Source organism: Jannaschia sp. M317 (assembly GCF_025141175.1).
Lineage (GTDB): Bacteria > Pseudomonadota > Alphaproteobacteria > Rhodobacterales > Rhodobacteraceae > Jannaschia.
Map to the genome: position 1 here is coordinate 1,053,328 of NZ_CP081155.1, position 18,180 is coordinate 1,071,507.

Annotated in this window: 16 protein-coding genes; 10 read left to right on the forward strand and 6 right to left on the reverse strand. The window is 67.5% G+C overall.

Features of this window, described 5'->3' with window-relative positions:
* The first annotated feature begins 24 nt into the window (after positions 1-24).
* From K3551_RS05560 to K3551_RS05570, 3 genes are all read left to right on the forward strand, one after another.
* Positions 25-447, forward strand: coding sequence for a DUF1489 family protein (locus K3551_RS05560; RefSeq protein ID WP_259918378.1), 423 nt, complete (start codon positions 25-27; stop codon positions 445-447).
* An 83-nt stretch (positions 448-530) separates the two neighbouring features.
* Positions 531-1,334, forward strand: coding sequence for a class I SAM-dependent methyltransferase (locus K3551_RS05565; RefSeq protein WP_259918380.1), 804 nt, complete (start codon positions 531-533; stop codon positions 1,332-1,334).
* A gap of 176 nt (positions 1,335-1,510) precedes the next feature.
* Positions 1,511-4,009: an FAD-dependent oxidoreductase gene (locus K3551_RS05570; RefSeq protein WP_259918381.1), complete on the forward strand. Its 2,499-nt coding sequence runs from the start codon at positions 1,511-1,513 to the stop codon at positions 4,007-4,009.
* A gap of 76 nt (positions 4,010-4,085) precedes the next feature.
* Here K3551_RS05570 and K3551_RS05575 read toward each other — a convergent pair whose 3' ends face one another.
* Entirely contained in the window at positions 4,086-5,030 is a 945-nt protein-coding gene (locus K3551_RS05575; protein ID WP_259918383.1) for a DUF2125 domain-containing protein, read from the reverse strand.
* Between the two features lie 63 nt (positions 5,031-5,093).
* Between K3551_RS05575 and K3551_RS05580 the strand changes: the two genes are divergently transcribed.
* The 3 genes from K3551_RS05580 to K3551_RS05590 are packed head-to-tail and all read left to right on the forward strand — an operon-like array spanning position 5,094 to position 9,447.
* On the forward strand, positions 5,094-5,657 hold the full coding sequence (locus tag K3551_RS05580; protein ID WP_259918384.1) for a gamma-glutamylcyclotransferase: 564 nt from the start codon (positions 5,094-5,096) through the stop codon (positions 5,655-5,657).
* 55 nt (positions 5,658-5,712) lie between these two features.
* Positions 5,713-6,927, forward strand: coding sequence for a biopolymer transporter ExbB (locus K3551_RS05585; RefSeq protein WP_259918385.1), 1,215 nt, complete (start codon positions 5,713-5,715; stop codon positions 6,925-6,927).
* Positions 6,928-9,447: a peptidoglycan -binding protein gene (locus tag K3551_RS05590; protein ID WP_259918386.1), complete on the forward strand. Its 2,520-nt coding sequence runs from the start codon at positions 6,928-6,930 to the stop codon at positions 9,445-9,447.
* Here the strand turns inward: K3551_RS05590 and K3551_RS05595 are convergent.
* The 4 genes from K3551_RS05595 to K3551_RS05610 form a co-directional block, all read right to left on the reverse strand.
* Complete coding sequence (locus tag K3551_RS05595) at positions 9,444-10,289, reverse strand: extensin family protein (protein ID WP_259918387.1); 846 nt, start codon at positions 10,287-10,289, stop codon at positions 9,444-9,446. The two genes, K3551_RS05590 and K3551_RS05595, sit on opposite strands and share 4 nt — an antisense overlap.
* Positions 10,286-11,194 (reverse strand): prephenate/arogenate dehydrogenase family protein, encoded by a 909-nt coding sequence (locus tag K3551_RS05600; RefSeq protein ID WP_259918389.1) that lies wholly within the window; start codon positions 11,192-11,194, stop codon positions 10,286-10,288. The genes K3551_RS05595 and K3551_RS05600 overlap by 4 nt, the downstream gene beginning before the upstream one ends.
* Positions 11,191-12,276: a histidinol-phosphate transaminase gene (gene hisC, locus K3551_RS05605; protein WP_259918391.1), complete on the reverse strand. Its 1,086-nt coding sequence runs from the start codon at positions 12,274-12,276 to the stop codon at positions 11,191-11,193. Before hisC ends, K3551_RS05600 begins: the two co-directional genes overlap by 4 nt.
* 122 nt (positions 12,277-12,398) lie before the next feature.
* Positions 12,399-14,597, reverse strand: a complete 2,199-nt coding sequence (locus K3551_RS05610; RefSeq protein WP_409197406.1) for a primosomal protein N' — start codon at positions 14,595-14,597, stop codon at positions 12,399-12,401.
* A gap of 86 nt (positions 14,598-14,683) precedes the next feature.
* Between K3551_RS05610 and K3551_RS05615 the strand changes: the two genes are divergently transcribed.
* Positions 14,684-15,028 (forward strand): hypothetical protein, encoded by a 345-nt coding sequence (locus K3551_RS05615; RefSeq protein ID WP_259918393.1) that lies wholly within the window; start codon positions 14,684-14,686, stop codon positions 15,026-15,028.
* Here the strand turns inward: K3551_RS05615 and K3551_RS05620 are convergent.
* A complete protein-coding gene (locus K3551_RS05620) occupies positions 15,025-15,654 on the reverse strand; it encodes a LysE family translocator (RefSeq protein ID WP_259918395.1) in 630 nt (209 codons plus the stop codon). The two genes, K3551_RS05615 and K3551_RS05620, sit on opposite strands and share 4 nt — an antisense overlap.
* 106 nt (positions 15,655-15,760) lie before the next feature.
* Between K3551_RS05620 and fsa the strand changes: the two genes are divergently transcribed.
* From fsa to K3551_RS05635, 3 genes are all read left to right on the forward strand, one after another.
* Complete coding sequence (gene fsa / locus K3551_RS05625) at positions 15,761-16,414, forward strand: fructose-6-phosphate aldolase (protein WP_259918397.1); 654 nt, start codon at positions 15,761-15,763, stop codon at positions 16,412-16,414.
* Between the two features lie 131 nt (positions 16,415-16,545).
* Positions 16,546-17,244: a DUF484 family protein gene (locus tag K3551_RS05630; protein ID WP_259918398.1), complete on the forward strand. Its 699-nt coding sequence runs from the start codon at positions 16,546-16,548 to the stop codon at positions 17,242-17,244.
* Positions 17,245-17,248: 4 nt separating this feature from the next.
* Positions 17,249-18,175, forward strand: coding sequence for a tyrosine recombinase XerC (locus tag K3551_RS05635; RefSeq protein WP_259918400.1), 927 nt, complete (start codon positions 17,249-17,251; stop codon positions 18,173-18,175).
* The last annotated feature ends 5 nt before the right edge of the window (positions 18,176-18,180 follow it).

Here is an 18,180-nt window from a genome sequence, read left to right on the forward strand (position 1 = left end):
ATACGTCACTCTGCGGGGATTCCCATGATCAATCTCATCAAGCTCAGCGTTGGGTCCGAGACCATCGAAACCATGACCGCCTGGCAGGCCAGCCCGCAGGCGCGCGGGGCTGACGGCTTGCCGCGCCACGTCACCCGCATGTGGCCGAAACGCGCCGCAGAGGTGTTGGACGGCGGCTCGATCTACTGGGTGATCAAGGGCGTGATCCAGTGCCGCCAACCGATCCTGCGCCTGGACGAAGTCCGCCGGGAAGACGGTGTTGCGCGCTGTGGCATCGTGCTGGCCCCCGGCCCGATTGCGGTCGTGCCCACGCCCAAACGCCCGTTCCAGGGATGGCGCTATCTTGCGCCCGAGGATGCGCCGATGGACATGGACCCGCGCCATGCCGCCGAGGCCCCCCTGCCGACCGAGCTTTCGGTCGCGCTGGCGGAAATCGGGGTGCTCTGATCACCGCGCGACCCGCGCCGGAATCTGCGCCCCATCCGGGCAAACCGTGCTAGCCTTCCCCACCGGAACGGGAGGGATAGGCCATGGATTGGGACGAATTCGCACGGCCTTGGCTGGACTCGGCCCCGGCGCTGGAGGCGGCGCACCAGCCGGTCATCGACCTTTTGATGGCCGAGGCCAGGCTGCAACCCGGAGAGCGGGTGCTGGACGTCGGCTGTGGCACCGGTCCCAGCCTGCTGGCGGCGCTGCCCGCCGTTGAACCCGGTGGCACCGTGACCGGTATCGACATCGCGCCGCCGCTTGTGGCCCGCGCCGCCGAACGCCTGCCGGATCACGTGGAGCTGCTGACCGGTGATGCGGGTCGCCACGCCTATGCGGACGGGGCCTATGATGTGATCCTGTCGAACTTCGGCCTGATGTTCTTCGACGATACCCGCGCCGCGATGGCCAACCTGCGCCGCGCCACCCGTCCCGGCGGTCGCCTGGCCGCCACGGTCTGGGGCCCGCCGCCGCACAACCCCTGGTTCACCCTGCCGCGTCGCGCGGTCGACGCCCATGTCCCGGACGTGCCCCGGCCCGATCCGTCTGGACCCGGTCCCATGCGCTTCGCCGATCCTGCTGCGGTCCTCGCCGATCTGTCGGCGACAGGCTGGAACGCCCGATGCGAAACCCACGACATCCACCTGACACCGCTGGGCACCCCCGCCGACGTGGCCGCGCAGCATCGCAAGATGACGCTCCGCATGATCCTGACGGGAATGGAGATCGCGGAGGAGACGCTGGCGCGGATCGAGGCGGACCTGGCCGGGCAGCTGGCGGCGCTGGACACGAATGGCGGGGTCCGGGTGCCCGCGCGCATCCACCTGATCCTGGCGGAGGCGGTCTGACCGTCGACGCGGTTTCCCCCAAAACGTGAATTCGGCGCGCAGGGTTTCCCCCGAAACGTGAATTTCCGTCCCGTCGCCCGCAGGTCGCAAAACGCCTGCGTCCGGTCGGCCCGGGGGTGCCCTTGCCTGCGGTTTCCGCCACATTGGCGACGAGTATGTCCGCCGGAGCCCCGCCCATGAAGACCCACGTCAAAGCCCTCGTCGTCGGCGGCGGCGCCGTCGGAACCGGCATCGCCTACCACCTGGCCAAGGCAGGCTGGGACGACGTCGTCCTGCTGGAACGCGACGAGCTCACCTCCGGGTCCACCTGGCACGCGGCGGGGCTGCTGCCGCTGTTCAACATGGGCTATGCGACCAGCCACATTCACGACTATTCCGTGAAGTTCTACAAGACCTTGGAGGAAGAGACCGGCCTCAATCCGGGGTTCTCCGTGGTCGGCAACCTGCGCATGGCGCAGACCCAGGCGCGGATGGATGAATACGAGCTCTATGCCGCCACCGCCGAGACGGTCGGCATCCCCTACGAATGGATGACCCCCGCCCAGATCAGGGACCGCTGGCCGCTGGTGCGGACCGAGGATCTGCAGGGCGCGCTGTTCCATCCGACCGACGGCTACATCAACCCGGCGGATGTCACGATGGCCATGGCCAAGGGCGCGCGCCTGCGCGGCGTGACCATCGAACGCCGCTGGCAAGTCGATGGGTTCGCATGGACAGGCGACCATTGGGACGTCACCGTCACCAAGATGATCGAAAAGGGCGGCAACCTCGTCGCGTCCGATGAAACCATGGTGATCCACGCCGAACATGTGGTCACGGCCACCGGCAACCACGCACCGCGCACCGCCCGCCTTCTGGGCATCAAGACGCCCGCGATTGTCGTGGAACATCAGTATATTGTCACAGAACCGGACCCCGCCCTGATCGCCTATCGCGAAGCCCACGATCAGCATCCCGTTCTGCGCGACGCGGATGCCAAGTGGTACGTGCGCGAAGAGCGTGGCGGCTGGATTCTGGGCCCCTATGAGCAGAACGCGCCCGCGCGTTTTCCCTATGGCGTGCCCGACAGTTTCCGCGCCGATCTCTTCCCTCTCGACCTGGACCGGATCGAGGCGGAATACATGTCCTTCATCCACCGTATCCCGTCCTCGGAAACCGCTGGCTTGAAGGACGATTACAACGGTCCGATCTGCTACACCCCCGATGGCAACCCGCTGGTCGGCCCGGCACCGGGCCTGCGCAACATGTGGCTGGCCGAAGGTTTCAGCTTCGGGATCACGGCCGCCGGCGGCACCGGCCATTACCTGGCCCAGATGATGGTCGAGGGCGAAGCGGAGATCGACATGGCCTCGCTCGACCCCAAGCGGTTCGGCGACTGGATGACGACCGAATACGCCTGCCGCAAGAACGAGGAGGCCTATGATCATGTCTTTGTCCTGCACCACCCGGATGAAGAACGCCCCGCCGCGCGGCCATTGAAAACCGCGCCTGTCTATGACCGGCAAAAGGCGCTGGGCGCGCAGTTCGGGCAGGTCAATGGCTGGGAACGGCCGAATTACTACGGGCCGCTGGATGCGCCCGACGCCTTCGACCACGACAGCCGGTCCTTCCGGCGTGGCGATTGGTGGCAATATGCCGAGGCAGAGGCCAGGGCGGTGCGCGAAACGGCGGGCCTGATCGACGCGACGGCCTTTGCCAAGCACCGCATTTCGGGGCCGGGCGCGGCCGGATTCCTGGATTGGTTCACCACGAACAAATTGCCCAAGGTCGGGCGCATCAACCTGACCTATGCCCTGACCGAGGCGGGGACCACGCGGACGGAATACACCATCGTGCGCACGGCCGAGGATGACTTCTATCTGGTCTCTGCCGGAGCTTGGGAAGCCTATGACGAAGACTTCCTCTACAAGGCTATCGCCGATCAGGAGGCGCGTTTCGGGCGGATAAATGCGGAAAACGTGACGGCCAGATACGGTGTCTTTGCCCTGGCCGGTCCCAACAGCCGCGCCATTCTGGCCGAGCTGCTCCGCGACGCGGAGCCAGAGACGGCGCTGTCGAACAAGCGCTTCCCCTGGCTGTCGCAGCGTGACATCGAACTGATGATGTGCCCGGTGCGCGCCATCCGAGTGGCCTATACCGGAGAGCTGGGCTGGGAGTTGCATCATCCGATCGAAATGCAGACCTACCTGTTCGACCGCCTGATGGACGCGGGTGCCGGACACGGCATGAAGCTGGTGGGCGCGCGGGCGCAGAACTGGCTGCGGCAGGAGAAGTCCTATCGTGCGTTCGGGACCGAACTGGGCCGCGATGCCACGCCGCTAGAGGCCGGGCTGGACCGGTTCGTGGATTTGACCAAGGAATTCCACGGAAAAGCGGCGATGCAGGCGCTGGGCATCCGGTCGAAATGTGTGACCCTGCTGATCGACGGGCCGCGGGATGCCGACCCCTGGGGGCGCGAGGCGCTTTACGACGGGGACACCAAGGTTGGGCGACTGACCTCTGGTGGGTATTCGGTGGCTTTCGGCCGCAGCATCGGCATGGGCTATCTGCGCCCCGATCTGGCCGTGCCGGGGACCAGGCTGAAGGTACGGATGCAGCGCAAGCTCTGGGACGTGGAGGTGACCGAGGACAGCCCCTTTGACCCGACGAACGCGCGGATCCGCGTCAACGACTAGGCGGCTGGTTTTTGGGGCACGTCGCGTCTTTCTGCCGGGGAGAAGACCCGTGGCGCGCGTTAACCTTCACCAGGCGTCATCGCAGCCGGGGCAGGGGGGCGAGCGCCAGCGTCCCGAAAAACAGCGTCCCATCACGGAGCGTCAGCGGGATCTGGACCTGTCCGTCCCGTTCCACCCCCGTGAGGCCCGCCGTGATCAGTGTCGCCTGTCCCGCAGGCAAGCCCATGTCCTGCGCCAAGGCGATCAGGGCGCGCCAACCTGTCGCCGTCAGGGTCACCGTCCCCTCGGGCAGGCCGGACGCCGCCACCTCCAGCTTGCCGGTCAGGGTCAGGCGGGTGGCATCCCAGTCGACGACGACCGAGCGCAGGTCCAGCGATTGCAGCCGCCCGCCGTTGGCCAGCGGCGCGGTCAGGCCTGCGGTGGCATCCGCGGCCAGGCGCGTGATCTGGTCGGGAAGGCGGGGATCGAGGCCGGTTGTGCGCACCTGCGAGAGCGTGAGCGCCAGATCATAGTGGTCGGCGGAACCATCGGTCTGACGCAGGGCGGCCTGACCCTGCTCGATCCCGGCGCGCCAGTCGGGGCCCGCGATTTCGGCGGCAGTCGCTTCGACCACGGCGCGATCCAGGTCGGGCCGCGTCGAGAGGGAGAGCGTCGCAGAGGCGCGCAGTTGGTCCGCAAGGATCTCCGCAGGGCCCAGGGGGCCCATCACGGCAATCGGTGACGCGGGAACTGCAATGATCTGATTGGGGCGATAGACCAGCGCAAAGACCTGAAGCATCGGCAGGGACAGAGACCACAGACCGTCCGGTGTCGTGACCGAAAGGTCCGTCAGGGTCGTGTCCAGGCGATTGGGAAAGCCCGCGACGGCCCGGTCGGCAAACGCGATCTGCCACCCATCGGTGCGGGCGTCGTCCAGCAACTGCTCGGACGCCTGGTCCACCGTGCGCGCGCCCAAGACCCAGAACCCGGACCAAAGGGCCGCGGCCAGCACCACGGCGATCGTCAGAACGCGCATCATCATAGGCCCTTTCCGTTGCCCCGCGCCCCGTCTATCCCCAAGCGGAACGCGGGGAAAGGAAGCGACATGGCGGAAGATAAGGCGCTTTGGGTGTTCGGCTACGGCTCTTTGGTGTGGAACCCCGGCATCGAGGTGGCCGAGATGCGCCGCGCGTCCCTGACCGATTTCCGACGCAGTTTCTGCATGTGGTCGATCCATCATCGCGGCTCGCAGGAGGATCCCGGACTGGTTCTGGCGTTGGAACCCCATGCGGGCACGTCCTGTTCCGGTCTGGCGATCCGGGCCGCCGACCCTGACGCGGCGCTGCAGGAATTGCGGGAACGCGAGCTGATCTCTTCGGCCTATTTCGAGCAGGAGGTGACGCTGACTTGCGAACAGGGGACCGCGATTTCGGCCCTGGCCTACGTCATCGACACCGCGCATGTGCAATACGTCCCGGACCTGAGCCTGGAAAGGCAGGCGCAGATCATCGCCAGTGCGGTCGGCGGGCGGGGACCGAACCACGAGTATCTGACGCGGACCGCTGAAGGATTGCGCAAGCTGGACATCGGTGATGCCGATATCGACTGGCTGGTCACGCGGGTGCAACAGATCATGGACGAAAACCGGGGGCCGCTTGTGGGTAAGTGACCCGCCCGATAACGTTTCAGAGGTTTAACGGGGCCCCGCAGAGGGTCGGGGACAGATGGCAACACCAAAGCTCGACCACGGCACGCAATTCTCGCAGCCGATCCGGCAGATCGTCTACATGCTGGCGGTTCTCGTCGCCGTGGGCGCGGGCGTCTGGGTGGCCTATCCCAAGGTGTCGCCGATCTTTGCGGCGAACCCCTGGCTGAACGGCACCATCGTCGGTGTCTTCTTTCTGGGGATCCTGGCCTGCTTCGCTCAGGTTTTTCAGTTGTTTTCCTCGGTCAGCTGGATCGAAGGCTTTGCCGAACAACGTGCGGGCCATGACATCACCCGACCGCCGGGCCTGTTGGCCCCGCTGGCGTCCCTGCTGCGATCCCGGTCCAAGCGCAGCCAGATTTCCGCGTCGTCATCCCGGTCGATCCTGGATTCCGTCGGGGCCCGGATGGAAGAGGCGCGGGACATCACGCGCTATATCGTCAATACGCTGATCTTCCTGGGCCTGTTGGGCACGTTCTGGGGGCTGGCCACGACTGTCCCGGCCGTGGTCGACACGATCCGCAGCCTCAATCCCGAAAACGGCGAGGGCGGCGTCGCCGTGTTTTCACGTCTGATCGGCGGGCTTGAAAGCCAGCTTGCGGGCATGGGCACGGCCTTTGCCTCGTCTCTGCTGGGTCTGGCGGGGTCGCTGGTCGTGGGCCTGTTGGAGCTGTTCGCCGGGCATGGGCAGAACCGGTTTTACCGCGAGATGGAGGATTGGCTGTCGTCGATCACCCGCGTCGGTCTTGTGGGCGATGGCGGCGAGGAAACCATCGACCAGTATTCGCTGGCCGCTGTTCTGGACCACATGAACTACCAGATGGAGAGCCTTCAGGACATGTTCCAGAAGGCCGAGGCTGGACGGCTGGCGACCGACAGCAAGCTGGGCACCCTGTCCGAGGCGGTGACCGCCATGGCGCATCGCATGGATGCAGGCGGCGGTGACGCCGCCACCCTGGAGGCGCTGGGCCGGGTGGCCGAGGGGCAGGAAAACATCGTCGAGGTGCTGCGCGGATCGTCCGGCGGGGGCGACGGGCTGGACGCCGAGAGCCGGATGCGCATCCGTTCGATCGACGTGCAGCTGCTCAAGGTCTTCGAGGAGCTGCAACAGGGCCGGCAGTCGACGACCGACGACCTGCGCGGCGACATTGGCGCGCTGACCCGGTCGATCCGACAGCTGAACCGGCTGGTGTCGCAGGCACAACCTCAGTCCCAGCAAGACGGGGACGGCTAGATGGCGCTGGCCCGCAGGTCCGGCCAGCGGTTCACGGCGAATGTCTGGCCCGGTTTCGTCGATGCGATGACGGCGCTGTTGCTGGTGCTGATGTTCGTTCTGTCGATCTTCATGATCGTGCAATTCATCCTGTCCGAGCGGATCACCGTACAGGACGCAGAGCTACGGGACCTGGGATCACAACTGGACGGCCTGGCCGAGGCTCTGGGCCTGGAGCGGCAGCGCAGTGCCGGCTTGCAGGACGACATTGCCGCACTGGGCCAGGAACGCGACCGGCAGACCGCGCTGATTGCCACCCTGACCGCGCAGCGCGGCGAGTTGGAGGCGCGGGTGGCCAGTTTCGAGGAACAGGTCGCGTCCCTGATCGCCACCCGTGACCGGCTGGAGGGATCGCTGACCGACAGCGAAGGGGCGCGGTCTGCGCTGGCCGCGCAGCTGGAGACGACCGAAGGCGAGTTGACCCGCATCATCGATGAACGTGAGGCGCTGCAATTGGCGCTGGCTGCCGCGCGCGACGAAATCGACGCACAGACGGAGCAGGCCCGGCTGGCCGCCGCCCAGGCCGACGCGGTCGAGGCCTTGCTCGCCGATTTGCGCGCCGAGGCCGAAACCCGAGAGGCGACGCTGGCGCAAACGCTGGCCGCGCTGACGCAGTCGCAAGGCGCCGTCGATGCACTGTCCTCGGAGGTGACCGATCTGACCGCCGATCTGGATCAGACCGAGGCCGCGCGCCTGGCCGAACTGGCCGCCGCCGAAGCGCTGCGCGCCCGCCTGGCCGAGACCGAGACGGCGCTGACCGACGAGGAGGCCGCCCGTCTGGCCCAGGCCGCCGCCGCCGAGGCCCTGCGCGCCCGGCTTGCGAATTCCGACGCCGAGTTGACGGCGATGACCCTGGCCCTGGAAGAAAAGCGCCGCGAAGCAGAAGAAACGCTGACCCTGCTGGCCGCGACCCAGGCCGCGGAGGCCGATTTGACCGGCCGGCTGGCGCAGGCCCTGGCCGATCTGTCGACCACGCAGGGGCAGGCCGAGGATCTGGATGCCCAGTTGTCCCAGACCCTTGCCGCGCTGGCCAACACCCGTGACGACGCGGCCTCGACCGAGCGGGAGTTGCGCGCGCGCATCGTGCAGCTGGAGGCCGCGGTCGCCGCCGCGGGCGCAGAGGTCGCCACCGCCGAGGCCGTCCGCGCCGAACTGCAGTCGCGGCTGAATGCGACCCTGTCGGATCTTGTCGGCACCGAAGGCCAGGTTCGCGATCTGGACGCGCAGTTGGCTGAAACCCTGGCCGCGCTGGCCGCCACCCGCGACGGGGCCGCCACGACCGAAGACGATCTGCGCGCCCGCCTGGCCGAGCTGGAGGCGGCGCTGGATGCACGCGGGGCCGATGTCGCCGCCGGTGAAGACCTGCGCGCCCAGTTGCAATCGCGTCTGAACGCGGCGCTGGGCGACCTCGCGGGGGCCGCCAGCCGGGCCGACGACCTGAACGCACAGTTGGCCACGACGCTTTCAGCTTTGGAAACCCTGCGCGATGACGCCGCCGATACGGAGGCCGCCTTGCGCGCCCGCGTGGCCGAGCTGGAGGCGACGCTGGACGCGCGCGGCACCGAAATCGCGGACGCAGAGGCGATCCGCGCCGAATTGCAGAGCCGTCTCAACGATGCGCTGGCTGCGCGCAGTGCCGAGGCCGCCAGCGCAGAGGAACTGCGCGACAGCCTTGCCGCGGCGCTGGCGCAGCGTCTGGCCGCCGAGCAGGACGCGGGCTCCGCCCTGTCGGAGGCGGAGCGGATTGACGTTCTGCTGCGTCAGGCGCGCAGTGAACTGGCCCAGGTCGATGACGCGCGCATCGCCTCGCAACGCGAAGCGGCGGCCCTGAACCAGCAGATCCTGGAACTGCGCAGCCAGCTGGGCAGTCTTCAGGCGCTTCTGGATGCTGCGGGCGACCGCAATGCCGAAAGCCAGGTTCAGATCGACGTTCTTGGCAATCGTCTGAACGCCGCCCTGGCCACCGTCGCCGCCGAGCAAAAGGCCCGCGCCGATCTGGAAGCCGCCGAGCGGCAGCGGCTGGAACGCTTTCAATCGCAGTTCTTCGGCCAGCTGCGCGACGTGCTGGACGGGCGCGAAGGGGTGGAGATCGTGGGCGACCGTTTCGTGTTTTCGTCCGAGGTGCTGTTCGATGTGGGCGATGTCACCTTGCAACCCGAAGGCCGCCGTCAGATCGCGCAGGTTGCAGGCGTCATTCTGGACGTCGCCGATCAGATCCCGGAGGACATCGACTGGATCCTGCGCGTCGACGGGCATACCGACGACATTCCGCTGTCGGGGTTCGGCAAATACGTGAACAACTGGGAATTGTCGCAGGGCCGCGCCCTGTCGGTCGTGCAATACCTGATCAACGATCTGGGCGTGCCGCCATTTCGTCTGGCGGCCACCGGCTTTGGCGAATATCGACCCGTCGATCCGTCAGGCACCCCGGCGGCGCGTCAGCGCAACCGGCGGATCGAGCTGAAGCTGACGGAGCGCTAGCGGCAATAGCTGCCGGAGCGGTAGCTGGCCGTGTCGAAGTGAAAGTGATCGCGGTGAAACCGGTCGCTTTCGGGCCCCAGAACCGTGCCGAAGGGGCCGCAGGCGCGCGCATGAAGTTCGCGCAGAAGCCGTCCTTCGGCCCCCCGGTCCCAGTCGCGCAGAACCTGCAATTCGCTGCCGTCTGCCAGGATGATGGCGCTGATGTCGATGGCGCGGCCACGGCCATGTTCGCTGATCCGGGCACCGCGCTGACTGTTGCGCGTCCGGCAGGCATAGCCCGCCGCGACCCGCAGCCCGACGGCCCCGCCGCCGCGATTGCCGACGACCGGCAACAGCCCGCTGCGCACCCAGGTGTCCAGCGCCTGCGCCGTGCCGCAATCCATCCGCGCCGGGCGCAACAACTGCACCCCCGAGACGGACGTGATGCGCACCGCGCGCGGGATGCCACAAGCCCCCGGCCCGCTGACCGCAGAAATCGCTTCGCCCTGGATCGAGGCGCTGCCGCACAGGCCCCCCCCGGCGCTGCGCAGCCGGGGGCGCGAGGCACCGACGCGCACCAATTCGCCGTCGCGGATCAAGGGCCTGTCGGATCGCTGCACCAGACCTTCGATATCGATGATCGGGCGGGCGGCCTGCATGGCCGCAAAGACGGTCCGCAACTCTGCCAGTTCGGGGTCGCGGCGGGGGACAGGGCGGATCGACCGGGGTAATGCGGTGACGGCTGGGGGCTGGGTCGTACCGGTCTCGGACAGGACCTCGACGGTGGGGGCCGGGCGGGGCAGGGGCCGCATTTCGGCCTGGGCCACGCCTGCGGTCAGCAACAGCGCCAGCAGCACTCTCATCGTTTTGCCCCCCGGCCAAAGTCGGGCGCGTCGGTGTCCTGACCGGCCTCGACGATGCCACGTCGGATCGCGCGGGTGCGGGTGAAATAATCGTGCAGCATGTCCCCGTCCTCCGTCCGGATGGCGCGTTGCAGGGCAAACAGCTCTTCGGTGAAGCGGCCCAGTATCTCCAACGTAGCCTTTTTGTTGTTCAGGAAAACATCCCGCCACATCACGGGGTCGCTGGCTGCAATGCGGGTGAAATCGCGAAAGCCGGCGGCGGAGTACTGGATCACCTCGCTGTCGGTCACGCGCTGCAGGTCGTCGGCCACGCCCACCATCGTATAGGCGATCAGGTGCGGCGCATGGCTGGTGACCGCCAGAACCAGATCGTGGTGGTCGGGGTCCATCGCTTCGACCTTGGATCCCAGCGCCTGCCAAAGGGTGGTCAGACGGTCGATGGCGGCTTGATCGGTGCTGACCGGGGTCAGAAGAAACCAGCGTTTCTCGAACAATTCAGGAAAGCCCGCCTCGGGCCCGCTGTGTTCCGTCCCCGCCAGGGGATGGGACGGGATGAAATGCACGCCCGACGGCAGGTGCGGCGCGACGGCGTCGATGACCGCGCGCTTGACCGAGCCGACATCGGTGACGGTCGCGCCCGGCTTCAGGTGCGGCCCGATCTCTTCGGCGACGGTGGCCATGGCCCCGACGGGCACGCAAAGGATCACCAGATCCGCGTCCTGCACCGCCTCGGCTGCGGTGCCCGTGATCCGGTCGCAGAGGCCGCGTTGCAGCGCGATGTCGCAGGTCGCGGCGGATCGCGCGGTGCCCACGACCTCGTTTGCCAATCCGTCCTGTCGGATGCGCAGGCCCATGGATCCGGCGATCAGGCCCAGCCCGATCAGCGCGATACGGTAATAGATCATGTCTGAGCCCGCCACGCCGCCAGCGCATCCAGCAGACGTGTGGTGCCCGCCACGTCACCCACGGTCATGCGCAGACAGTCAGGCAGGCCATAGCTGCGCGGGTGGCGCACGATCACGCCCTGCGACTTGAGGAATGCGTCGCAGGCCAGCGCCTCGGCCTCGCTTGCAAAGCGGGCCAGCACGAAGTTGGCCGACGACGGATCACAGGCAATGCCCAGCGACAGCAGGCCCGCGCGCAGGCGATCCCGCTGTTCGGCATTTTCGGCAAAGCACCGGTCGGCGAAATCGCGGTCGCGCATCGCGGCCTCGGCGGCGGCCAGCGCCACGTTCGACAGGTTGAAGGGCCCGCGCAAGCGGTTCAGCACGTCGATGATGGCGCGCGCCCCATAGCCCCAACCGACGCGCAGCCCGCCCAGGCCGTACATCTTGGAAAAGGTGCGCGTGACAAAGACGTTTTCACGCGCCTCCGCCAGGCCCAGCCCGCCGTCGAAATCCTCGACGAATTCCGCATAGGCCCCGTCCAGCACCAGCAGGCAGCCGTCCGGCAGCCCATCGGCCAGCCGCACCACGTCCTGACCGCCCAGCATCGTGGCGGTCGGGTTGGCGGGATTGGCCAGAAAAACCAGGCGCGTGCGGTCTGTCACCGCAGCCAGCATGGCGTCCACGTCGACGATGCGGTCGCGTTCCGGGGCGGTGACCGGGGTGCCGCCGGCTGCGCGGGCGCTGATTGCATACATAAGAAAGCCGTACTGGGGATACAGCACCTCGTCCCCTGGCCCGACATAGGCCTGGCAGAGCAGGTGGATGATCTCGTCGGAGCCGACGCCGCAGATGATCCGGTCTGCGTCCAGCTCGTGGACCTCTGCGATGGCGGCGCGCAGGCCTGCGTGGTCGGTGTTCGGATAGAGATGCATCGCTTCGGCGGCGGCGCGGGCGGCGGCGCGGGCGCTTTCGGGGGCGCCGACCGGGTTTTCGTTCGACGACAGCTTGAGCACGTCATCGTGGCCCGCGACCTTGGACGCCCCGCCCTGATAGAGCTCGATGTCTAGGATGCCCGGTTGGGGCTGTGGTGCGGCCTGCATGTCGAAATCTCCGGTCCTGTCGCGCCGTTCTACGCGCGGGCGGGGCAGGGGGGCAAGGCGGCCTGAAGCCCGCCCTACGCGCATGATCGTCAGTCGTAGGGCGGGCTTCAGGCCGCCTGACCTTACAGAAAGCTCTGCGGGTCGATGTCGATGCTCAGCCGGGCACTGCGCGGGATCTCGACGCTGGCGACCCAGCGCGACAAGGCCGATTGCAGGGGGGACTGACGCGGAGCCTTGACCAGCAGGCGGACGCGGTGACGGCCTCGGATCCGGCTGATGGGGGCGGGGGCGGGGCCATAGACCTCTGCGCCCGCCTCCTCCAGCATGGCCGACCGGCGTGCCAGGGCGTTGCCAAGATCAAAGGCCACCTGCGCGTCCGGATCGGAAATCACGATCCCGGCCATCCGGCCGTAGGGGGGCACGCCCGCAGCGCGGCGCTGGGCCGCTTCCTCTTTCAGGAACCCTTCCTCGTCGCCCGCAAGGATCGCGCGGATCACCGGGTGGTCCGGTTGATAGGTCTGCAACAAGGCCGTGCCCGGCGCCTCGGCCCGGCCCGCCCGGCCAGACACCTGCCGCATCAGCTGGAACGTCCGCTCCGCCGCGCGCAGGTCCGATCCCTGCAGCCCCAGGTCCGCGTCGATCACACCCACCAGCGTCAGTTTCGGGAAATTGTGCCCCTTGGCCACCAATTGCGTGCCGACAATGATGTCTGCGCCGCCCTGGGCGATTTCCTCGACCTTGGCCTTGAGCGCGCGGGCAGAATTGAAAAGGTCCGACGACAGAATCGCCATCCGCGCCTCTGGGAACAGGCTCGCGACTTCCTCGGCCATGCGTTCCACGCCGGGCCCGACGGGGGCCAGCTTGCCTTCGACCCCGCAGGACGGGCAGGCGTCGGGCATCGGGGCGGTTTCGCCGCATTGGTGGCACATCAGCCGTTTCAGAAAGCGGTGCTCGACCATGCGCGCGTCGCATTGGTGGCAGGCGACCTGCTGGCCGCAGGCCCGGCAGAGCGTCACCGGCGCATAGCCCCGGCGGTTCAGAAAGATCAGAGATTGCTCCCCGTCGATGATCCGCTGCTCGATCGCCTTGCGTAGGGTGGGTGAAACCCACCGCCCGGCCCCCACTTCCTCTGAGCGCATGTCGATGGTGGCCAGCTTCGGCATGACCGAGACGCCAAAGCGCGAGGTCAGATCGACGCGGCTGTATTTTCCGGCCTCGACATTGGCCCAGCTTTCCAGGGACGGCGTGGCGGAGGCCAGAACCACCTGCGCCCCTTCGCAGGCAGCGCGCAGAACCGCCATGTCGCGCGCCGAATAGAGGACGCCGTCCTCTTGCTTGTACGACGTGTCGTGTTCCTCATCCACGACGATCAGGCCCAGATCCCGGAACGGCAGGAACAGCGACGACCGCGCGCCGACGATCAGCTTGGCCTGCCCGGTGGCGGATTTGCCCCAGGCGCGGCGGCGTTCGGCCTGGGTCACGCCGGAGTGCCATTCGGCGGGCCGGGCGCCGAACCGCGCCTCGACCCTTGTCAGGAACTCTGCCGTCAGTGCGATTTCCGGCAACAGGACCAATGCCTGCCGCCCGCGCGCCAGGCATTCGGCGACTGCCTCCAGGTAGACTTCGGTCTTGCCGGATCCGGTGACCCCCTTCAGCAAGGTCGTCCCGTAGCCGCCCGATGCCATCGACGCGCGCAGGGTTTCGGCGGCATCGGCCTGGTCGGGGGCCAGCGGCTTGCTGGGGCGCTGGGGGTCGAGCGGTGGGTAATCGGCGTCGCGCGGCACCGCCTGTTCCAGCACCGCGCCAGAGCCAACCAGCCCCTTGACCACGCCCGACGACACCCCCGCCAGGTCCGCCAGTTCCGACAAGGCGAAGATATCGGCAGGCCGGTCGCGCAGCACCGACAGGACCTTGTCGCGGGCCGCCGTGGCGCGGTCGGGCGTGCCCGTGCCCAGGCCATAGACGCGCCGCTTGCCCGGTGCCTCACCCAGGCCCGGCGTGCGCATTGCCAGCCGCAGCATCGCGGGCATCGGTGTCAGCGTGTAAGCCGCTGCCCGTTCCAGAAAATCGCGAAACGCCCCGGCCATGGGGGGCACGTCCAGCACGCGAGCCACGCCGCGCAGCTTTTCCACAGGCCAGTCCCCCGCAGCCGGTCCCCAGACCACGCCCAACACCAGACGGGGACCCAGCGGGACCTGCACGTAATCGCCCGCCGTCACGCCGCCGTCGGGCGCGCGGTAATCCAGCGCCCGGTCCAGCGGCTGCGTGGTCAGCACGGCGATGGGCGTGCCTTGGGGGAAGTGGGTCGTCATAGGGTCCATATCGCCCCTTGGCCCCGCACTTGCCAGTGCTTGCCGCATGCGATGTCGGGCGGCTAGTGTCGGGACATTCAGGACAGGGGATTTCGATGCTCAGGATTCTTGCGACCTTGCTCTTCACCAGCCTCGCCGGGGCCGCCGCCGCCCAGGGCTGCTCCGAGATCCGCTTTGCCCCCGGTGCTTTCGCGGGCGAAGTCTCGGGCCGCGTGTCGCAGCGTCAGCCGCTCTGCTTCACCTTCGGATCAGGCGCGGGGCAGCAGGCGCGGGTGCAGGTGTTCGGGTCGAACAACGTATGTTTCAACCTGCGCGGCGTGGCCGATTGTCGGGACGATTTCGTCTTTCGCACCCGCAAGCAGACCTACGTGATCGACGTCAACCAGCTGTTCGCCGGACCGGGCCACGAGACATTTACCCTGCGTCTGACGATCCGCTAGGCCGTGCGGCGGGTCAGGGCCGTGGCGGCCCCCATCGCAATCAACGCGGCGCCCCCAACCCGCCCCATGGCGCGCAACACCGCGGGCCGCTGCAATCCGTCGCGCAGGCGCGCCGCTAGCAAGGCGTAGGCCAGGGCGTTCAGCGTGGCCAAGCCCACGAAGGTCGCCGTCAGCACGACGAACTGCGGCAACAGCGCCGCGGTGGGATCGATGAATTGCGGCACGAAGGCGATGAAGAACACGATGCTTTTGGGGTTGAGCGCGGTGACCAGCGCTGCATGGCCAAACACGGCACGGGGGGCGATGTCGCCCTGCCCACCGACGGTGCCCAGTGTCATCGCCCCGGCAGAACGCCAGAGCTTCCAGCCCATCCAGATCAGATAGGCCGCCCCGATCCATTTCAGCACCGTGAACAGCGTGGCCGAGGCCAGGACCAGCGCGCCCAGCCCCGCCAGCGAGGCTGTCATCGCCACCGCATCACCCACCGCAACCCCGCCCGCAGAGGCCAGTGCGACGCGACGGCCCTGCGACAAGGCATAGGACATCACCAGAAGGATCGTCGGTCCGGGAATCATCAAGAGCGCGGTCGAAGCGGCGGCGAAAGTCAGCCAGAGCGTAAGGTCCAAGGTGGATTTTCCAGTATGTTAGCGCTAACGTCCGCGCAGATGGTCCATTCAGGTCTCTGCTGACCTAGGTTAGGGATCAGCCAACCGCAAACTTGCCGAGGACACCATGAAATTCTTCGTAGACACCGCCGACATCGACGCCATTCGCGAACTCAACGATCTGGGGATGGTTGACGGCGTGACCACCAACCCGTCGCTGATCCTGAAATCGGGTCGCGACATCATCGAGGCCACGAAGGAGATCTGCGATCTGGTCGACGGTCCCGTTTCCGCCGAGGTGGTGGCCACCGATTTCGATCAGATGCTCAAGGAAGGCGAGCATCTCGCCACCATCGCGCCGAACGTCTGCGTCAAGGTGCCCCTGACCTGGGCCGGCCTGAAGGTCTGCAAGATCCTGTCGGGCAAGGGCACCAAGGTGAACGTGACGCTTTGCTTCTCGGCCAATCAGGCCCTGTTGGCGGCAAAGGCGGGGGCGACGTTCATCTCGCCGTTCATCGGGCGGCTTGATGATCTGAACATCGACGGCATGGACCTGATCGGCGACATCCGCACCATCTACGACAACTACGACATCTCGACCGAGATCCTGGCCGCCTCGATCCGGTCGCCCAACCACATGAAGGACGCGGCGCTGATCGGGGCCGATGTGGCGACTGCCCCTCCGGGCGTGATCAAGAACATGATCAACCACCCGCTGACCGCCAGCGGCCTGGCGCAATTCGTCAAGGACGCCGACGAAGCGGGCATCAAGATCGTCTGACCTCGCTATTTTCGGGGGGCCGACAGGCCACACCTTGTTTTGAAATCGCCGGGGGCGGCGCGATTTTCGGATCGCGCCGCCCTTCGTCATGTTACCCGGATGAAAATCGGCACAAGACCGGAGCAGAGCAGATGTCAGATTCCACCGCACAGGCGGTCACCCAGGATTGGCGCGACCGGATCCTCAGCGACCCAGAAATGATCCTGGAGGATCGCGACCTGATGCGCGCCCTGATCGCGGCGAACGAACGCGCGATGGGGCAGAACATCGTCGACATGCGCGGCATCGCGATGGAACGGCTGGAGGCCCGGCTGGACCGGCTGGAAGACACCCATCGCAGCGTCATCGCGGCCGCCTATGAAAACCTGGCCGGCACCAACCAGATCAACCGCTGCGTGCTGCGCCTGCTGGATTGCGCCGGATTTGGCGAGCTGTTGCAGACCCTGGTCAAGGACCTGCCGGAAATCCTGCGCGTCGACCGCATCCGCCTCGCCCTCGAAAGCGCGGAGCCGTCGGAGGCCCCGCATGCCGCCGTGGCCGTCGTGCCCGCAGGTTTCGTCAAGGGCTACATCACCCAGGACCGCGACGTGCCCATGCGTCTTGTCACCTTGCGCCAATGCGCGCCCGCCTCCGCCGAGTTGTTCGGCGACGAAGCGGAATGGATCAGGTCCGAGGCGCTGCTGAAACTGGACCTTGGGGCGGGCCGTATGCCGGCGCTGCTGGCCTTCGGGTCCGAGGATCCGCACCAGTTCCGCGTCAACCAGGGGACGGAGCTTTTGACGTTCTTCACGGGCGTCTTCGAAAGGCTGGCGAAACGGCACCTGGGCTAGGCGCGTGACGCTCGACATCAGTCCGGGGGCCCGCGACGCGCTAGAGGCCTGGCTGTCCCATCTGCGCGGTTTGGACGGCGCTGCGGAAAACACGCTGACCGCCTATGGGCGCGACGTGACGGCATTTCTTGCATTCCACGCAGGCCACAGGGGCGGGCCGATGGGCCTGGCAGAGATCGGGCGCATCGGGACCCCCGACATGCGCGCCTGGATGGCGGCAGAGCGGATGCGCGGCACGGCGGCCCGGTCCGTCGCGCGGCGCCTGTCCGCCGTCAAGAGCTTTACCCGTTGGCTGTCAGAGCGGGAGGGCTTCGATCCCACCGCAATCCTGTCGGCCCGCGCCCCCAAGTTCCGCAAGCCGTTGCCGCGTCCGCTGGCGCAGGACGCCGCAAAGGAGCTGATCGAGACCGTCGCCCATCAGCACACAACCCCCTGGATCGCTGCCCGTGACGTGGCCGTGGTCACCGTTCTCTATGGATGCGGGCTGCGCATTTCCGAGGGGCTGGGCCTGACCGGGGCGGACGCGCCCCTGCCTGACGTGCTGCGTATTCGCGGCAAGGGCGGGAAGGAGCGGATCGTGCCGGTCCTGCCCGCCGCACGGATTGCGGTCGATCGCTATGTCGCGGCCTGTCCGTTCGACTTGACGCCCACCGGCCCGCTGTTCCGGGGCGCGCGGGGGGGCGCGCTCAACCCGACGCTGATTTCGGGCGTCGTGGCCCGGGCGCGGATGCAGCTGGGCCTGCCGTCTTCGGCCACGCCCCATGCTCTGCGCCACAGCTTCGCGACCCACCTCCTGGAGGCGGGTGGCGATCTGCGCGCCATTCAGGAGCTGTTGGGCCACGCCTCGCTCTCGACGACGCAGGCCTATACCGCGGTGGACACGGTCCACCTGATGGAGGCCTACGCCCGCGCGCATCCCCACGGGCGGTGACGAAG

Bases quoted from the DNA above. Each gene is read 5' to 3' on its own strand.
- fsa (WP_259918397.1), top strand. From the start codon at position 15,761: ATGAAATTCTTCGTAGACACCGCCGACATCGACGCCATTCGCGAACTC.
- K3551_RS05600 (WP_259918389.1), bottom strand. From the start codon at position 11,194: ATGATCTATTACCGTATCGCGCTGATCGGGCTGGGCCTGATCGCCGGA.
- K3551_RS05630 (WP_259918398.1), top strand. From the start codon at position 16,546: ATGTCAGATTCCACCGCACAGGCGGTCACCCAGGATTGGCGCGACCGG.
- K3551_RS05570 (WP_259918381.1), top strand. From the start codon at position 1,511: ATGAAGACCCACGTCAAAGCCCTCGTCGTCGGCGGCGGCGCCGTCGGA.
- K3551_RS05560 (WP_259918378.1), top strand. From the start codon at position 25: ATGATCAATCTCATCAAGCTCAGCGTTGGGTCCGAGACCATCGAAACC.
- K3551_RS05595 (WP_259918387.1), bottom strand. From the start codon at position 10,289: ATGAGAGTGCTGCTGGCGCTGTTGCTGACCGCAGGCGTGGCCCAGGCC.
- K3551_RS05580 (WP_259918384.1), top strand. From the start codon at position 5,094: ATGGCGGAAGATAAGGCGCTTTGGGTGTTCGGCTACGGCTCTTTGGTG.
- K3551_RS05610 (WP_409197406.1), bottom strand. From the start codon at position 14,597: ATGGACCCTATGACGACCCACTTCCCCCAAGGCACGCCCATCGCCGTG.
- K3551_RS05575 (WP_259918383.1), bottom strand. From the start codon at position 5,030: ATGATGATGCGCGTTCTGACGATCGCCGTGGTGCTGGCCGCGGCCCTT.
- K3551_RS05590 (WP_259918386.1), top strand. From the start codon at position 6,928: ATGGCGCTGGCCCGCAGGTCCGGCCAGCGGTTCACGGCGAATGTCTGG.
- hisC (WP_259918391.1), bottom strand. From the start codon at position 12,276: ATGCAGGCCGCACCACAGCCCCAACCGGGCATCCTAGACATCGAGCTC.
- K3551_RS05585 (WP_259918385.1), top strand. From the start codon at position 5,713: ATGGCAACACCAAAGCTCGACCACGGCACGCAATTCTCGCAGCCGATC.
- K3551_RS05565 (WP_259918380.1), top strand. From the start codon at position 531: ATGGATTGGGACGAATTCGCACGGCCTTGGCTGGACTCGGCCCCGGCG.
- K3551_RS05615 (WP_259918393.1), top strand. From the start codon at position 14,684: ATGCTCAGGATTCTTGCGACCTTGCTCTTCACCAGCCTCGCCGGGGCC.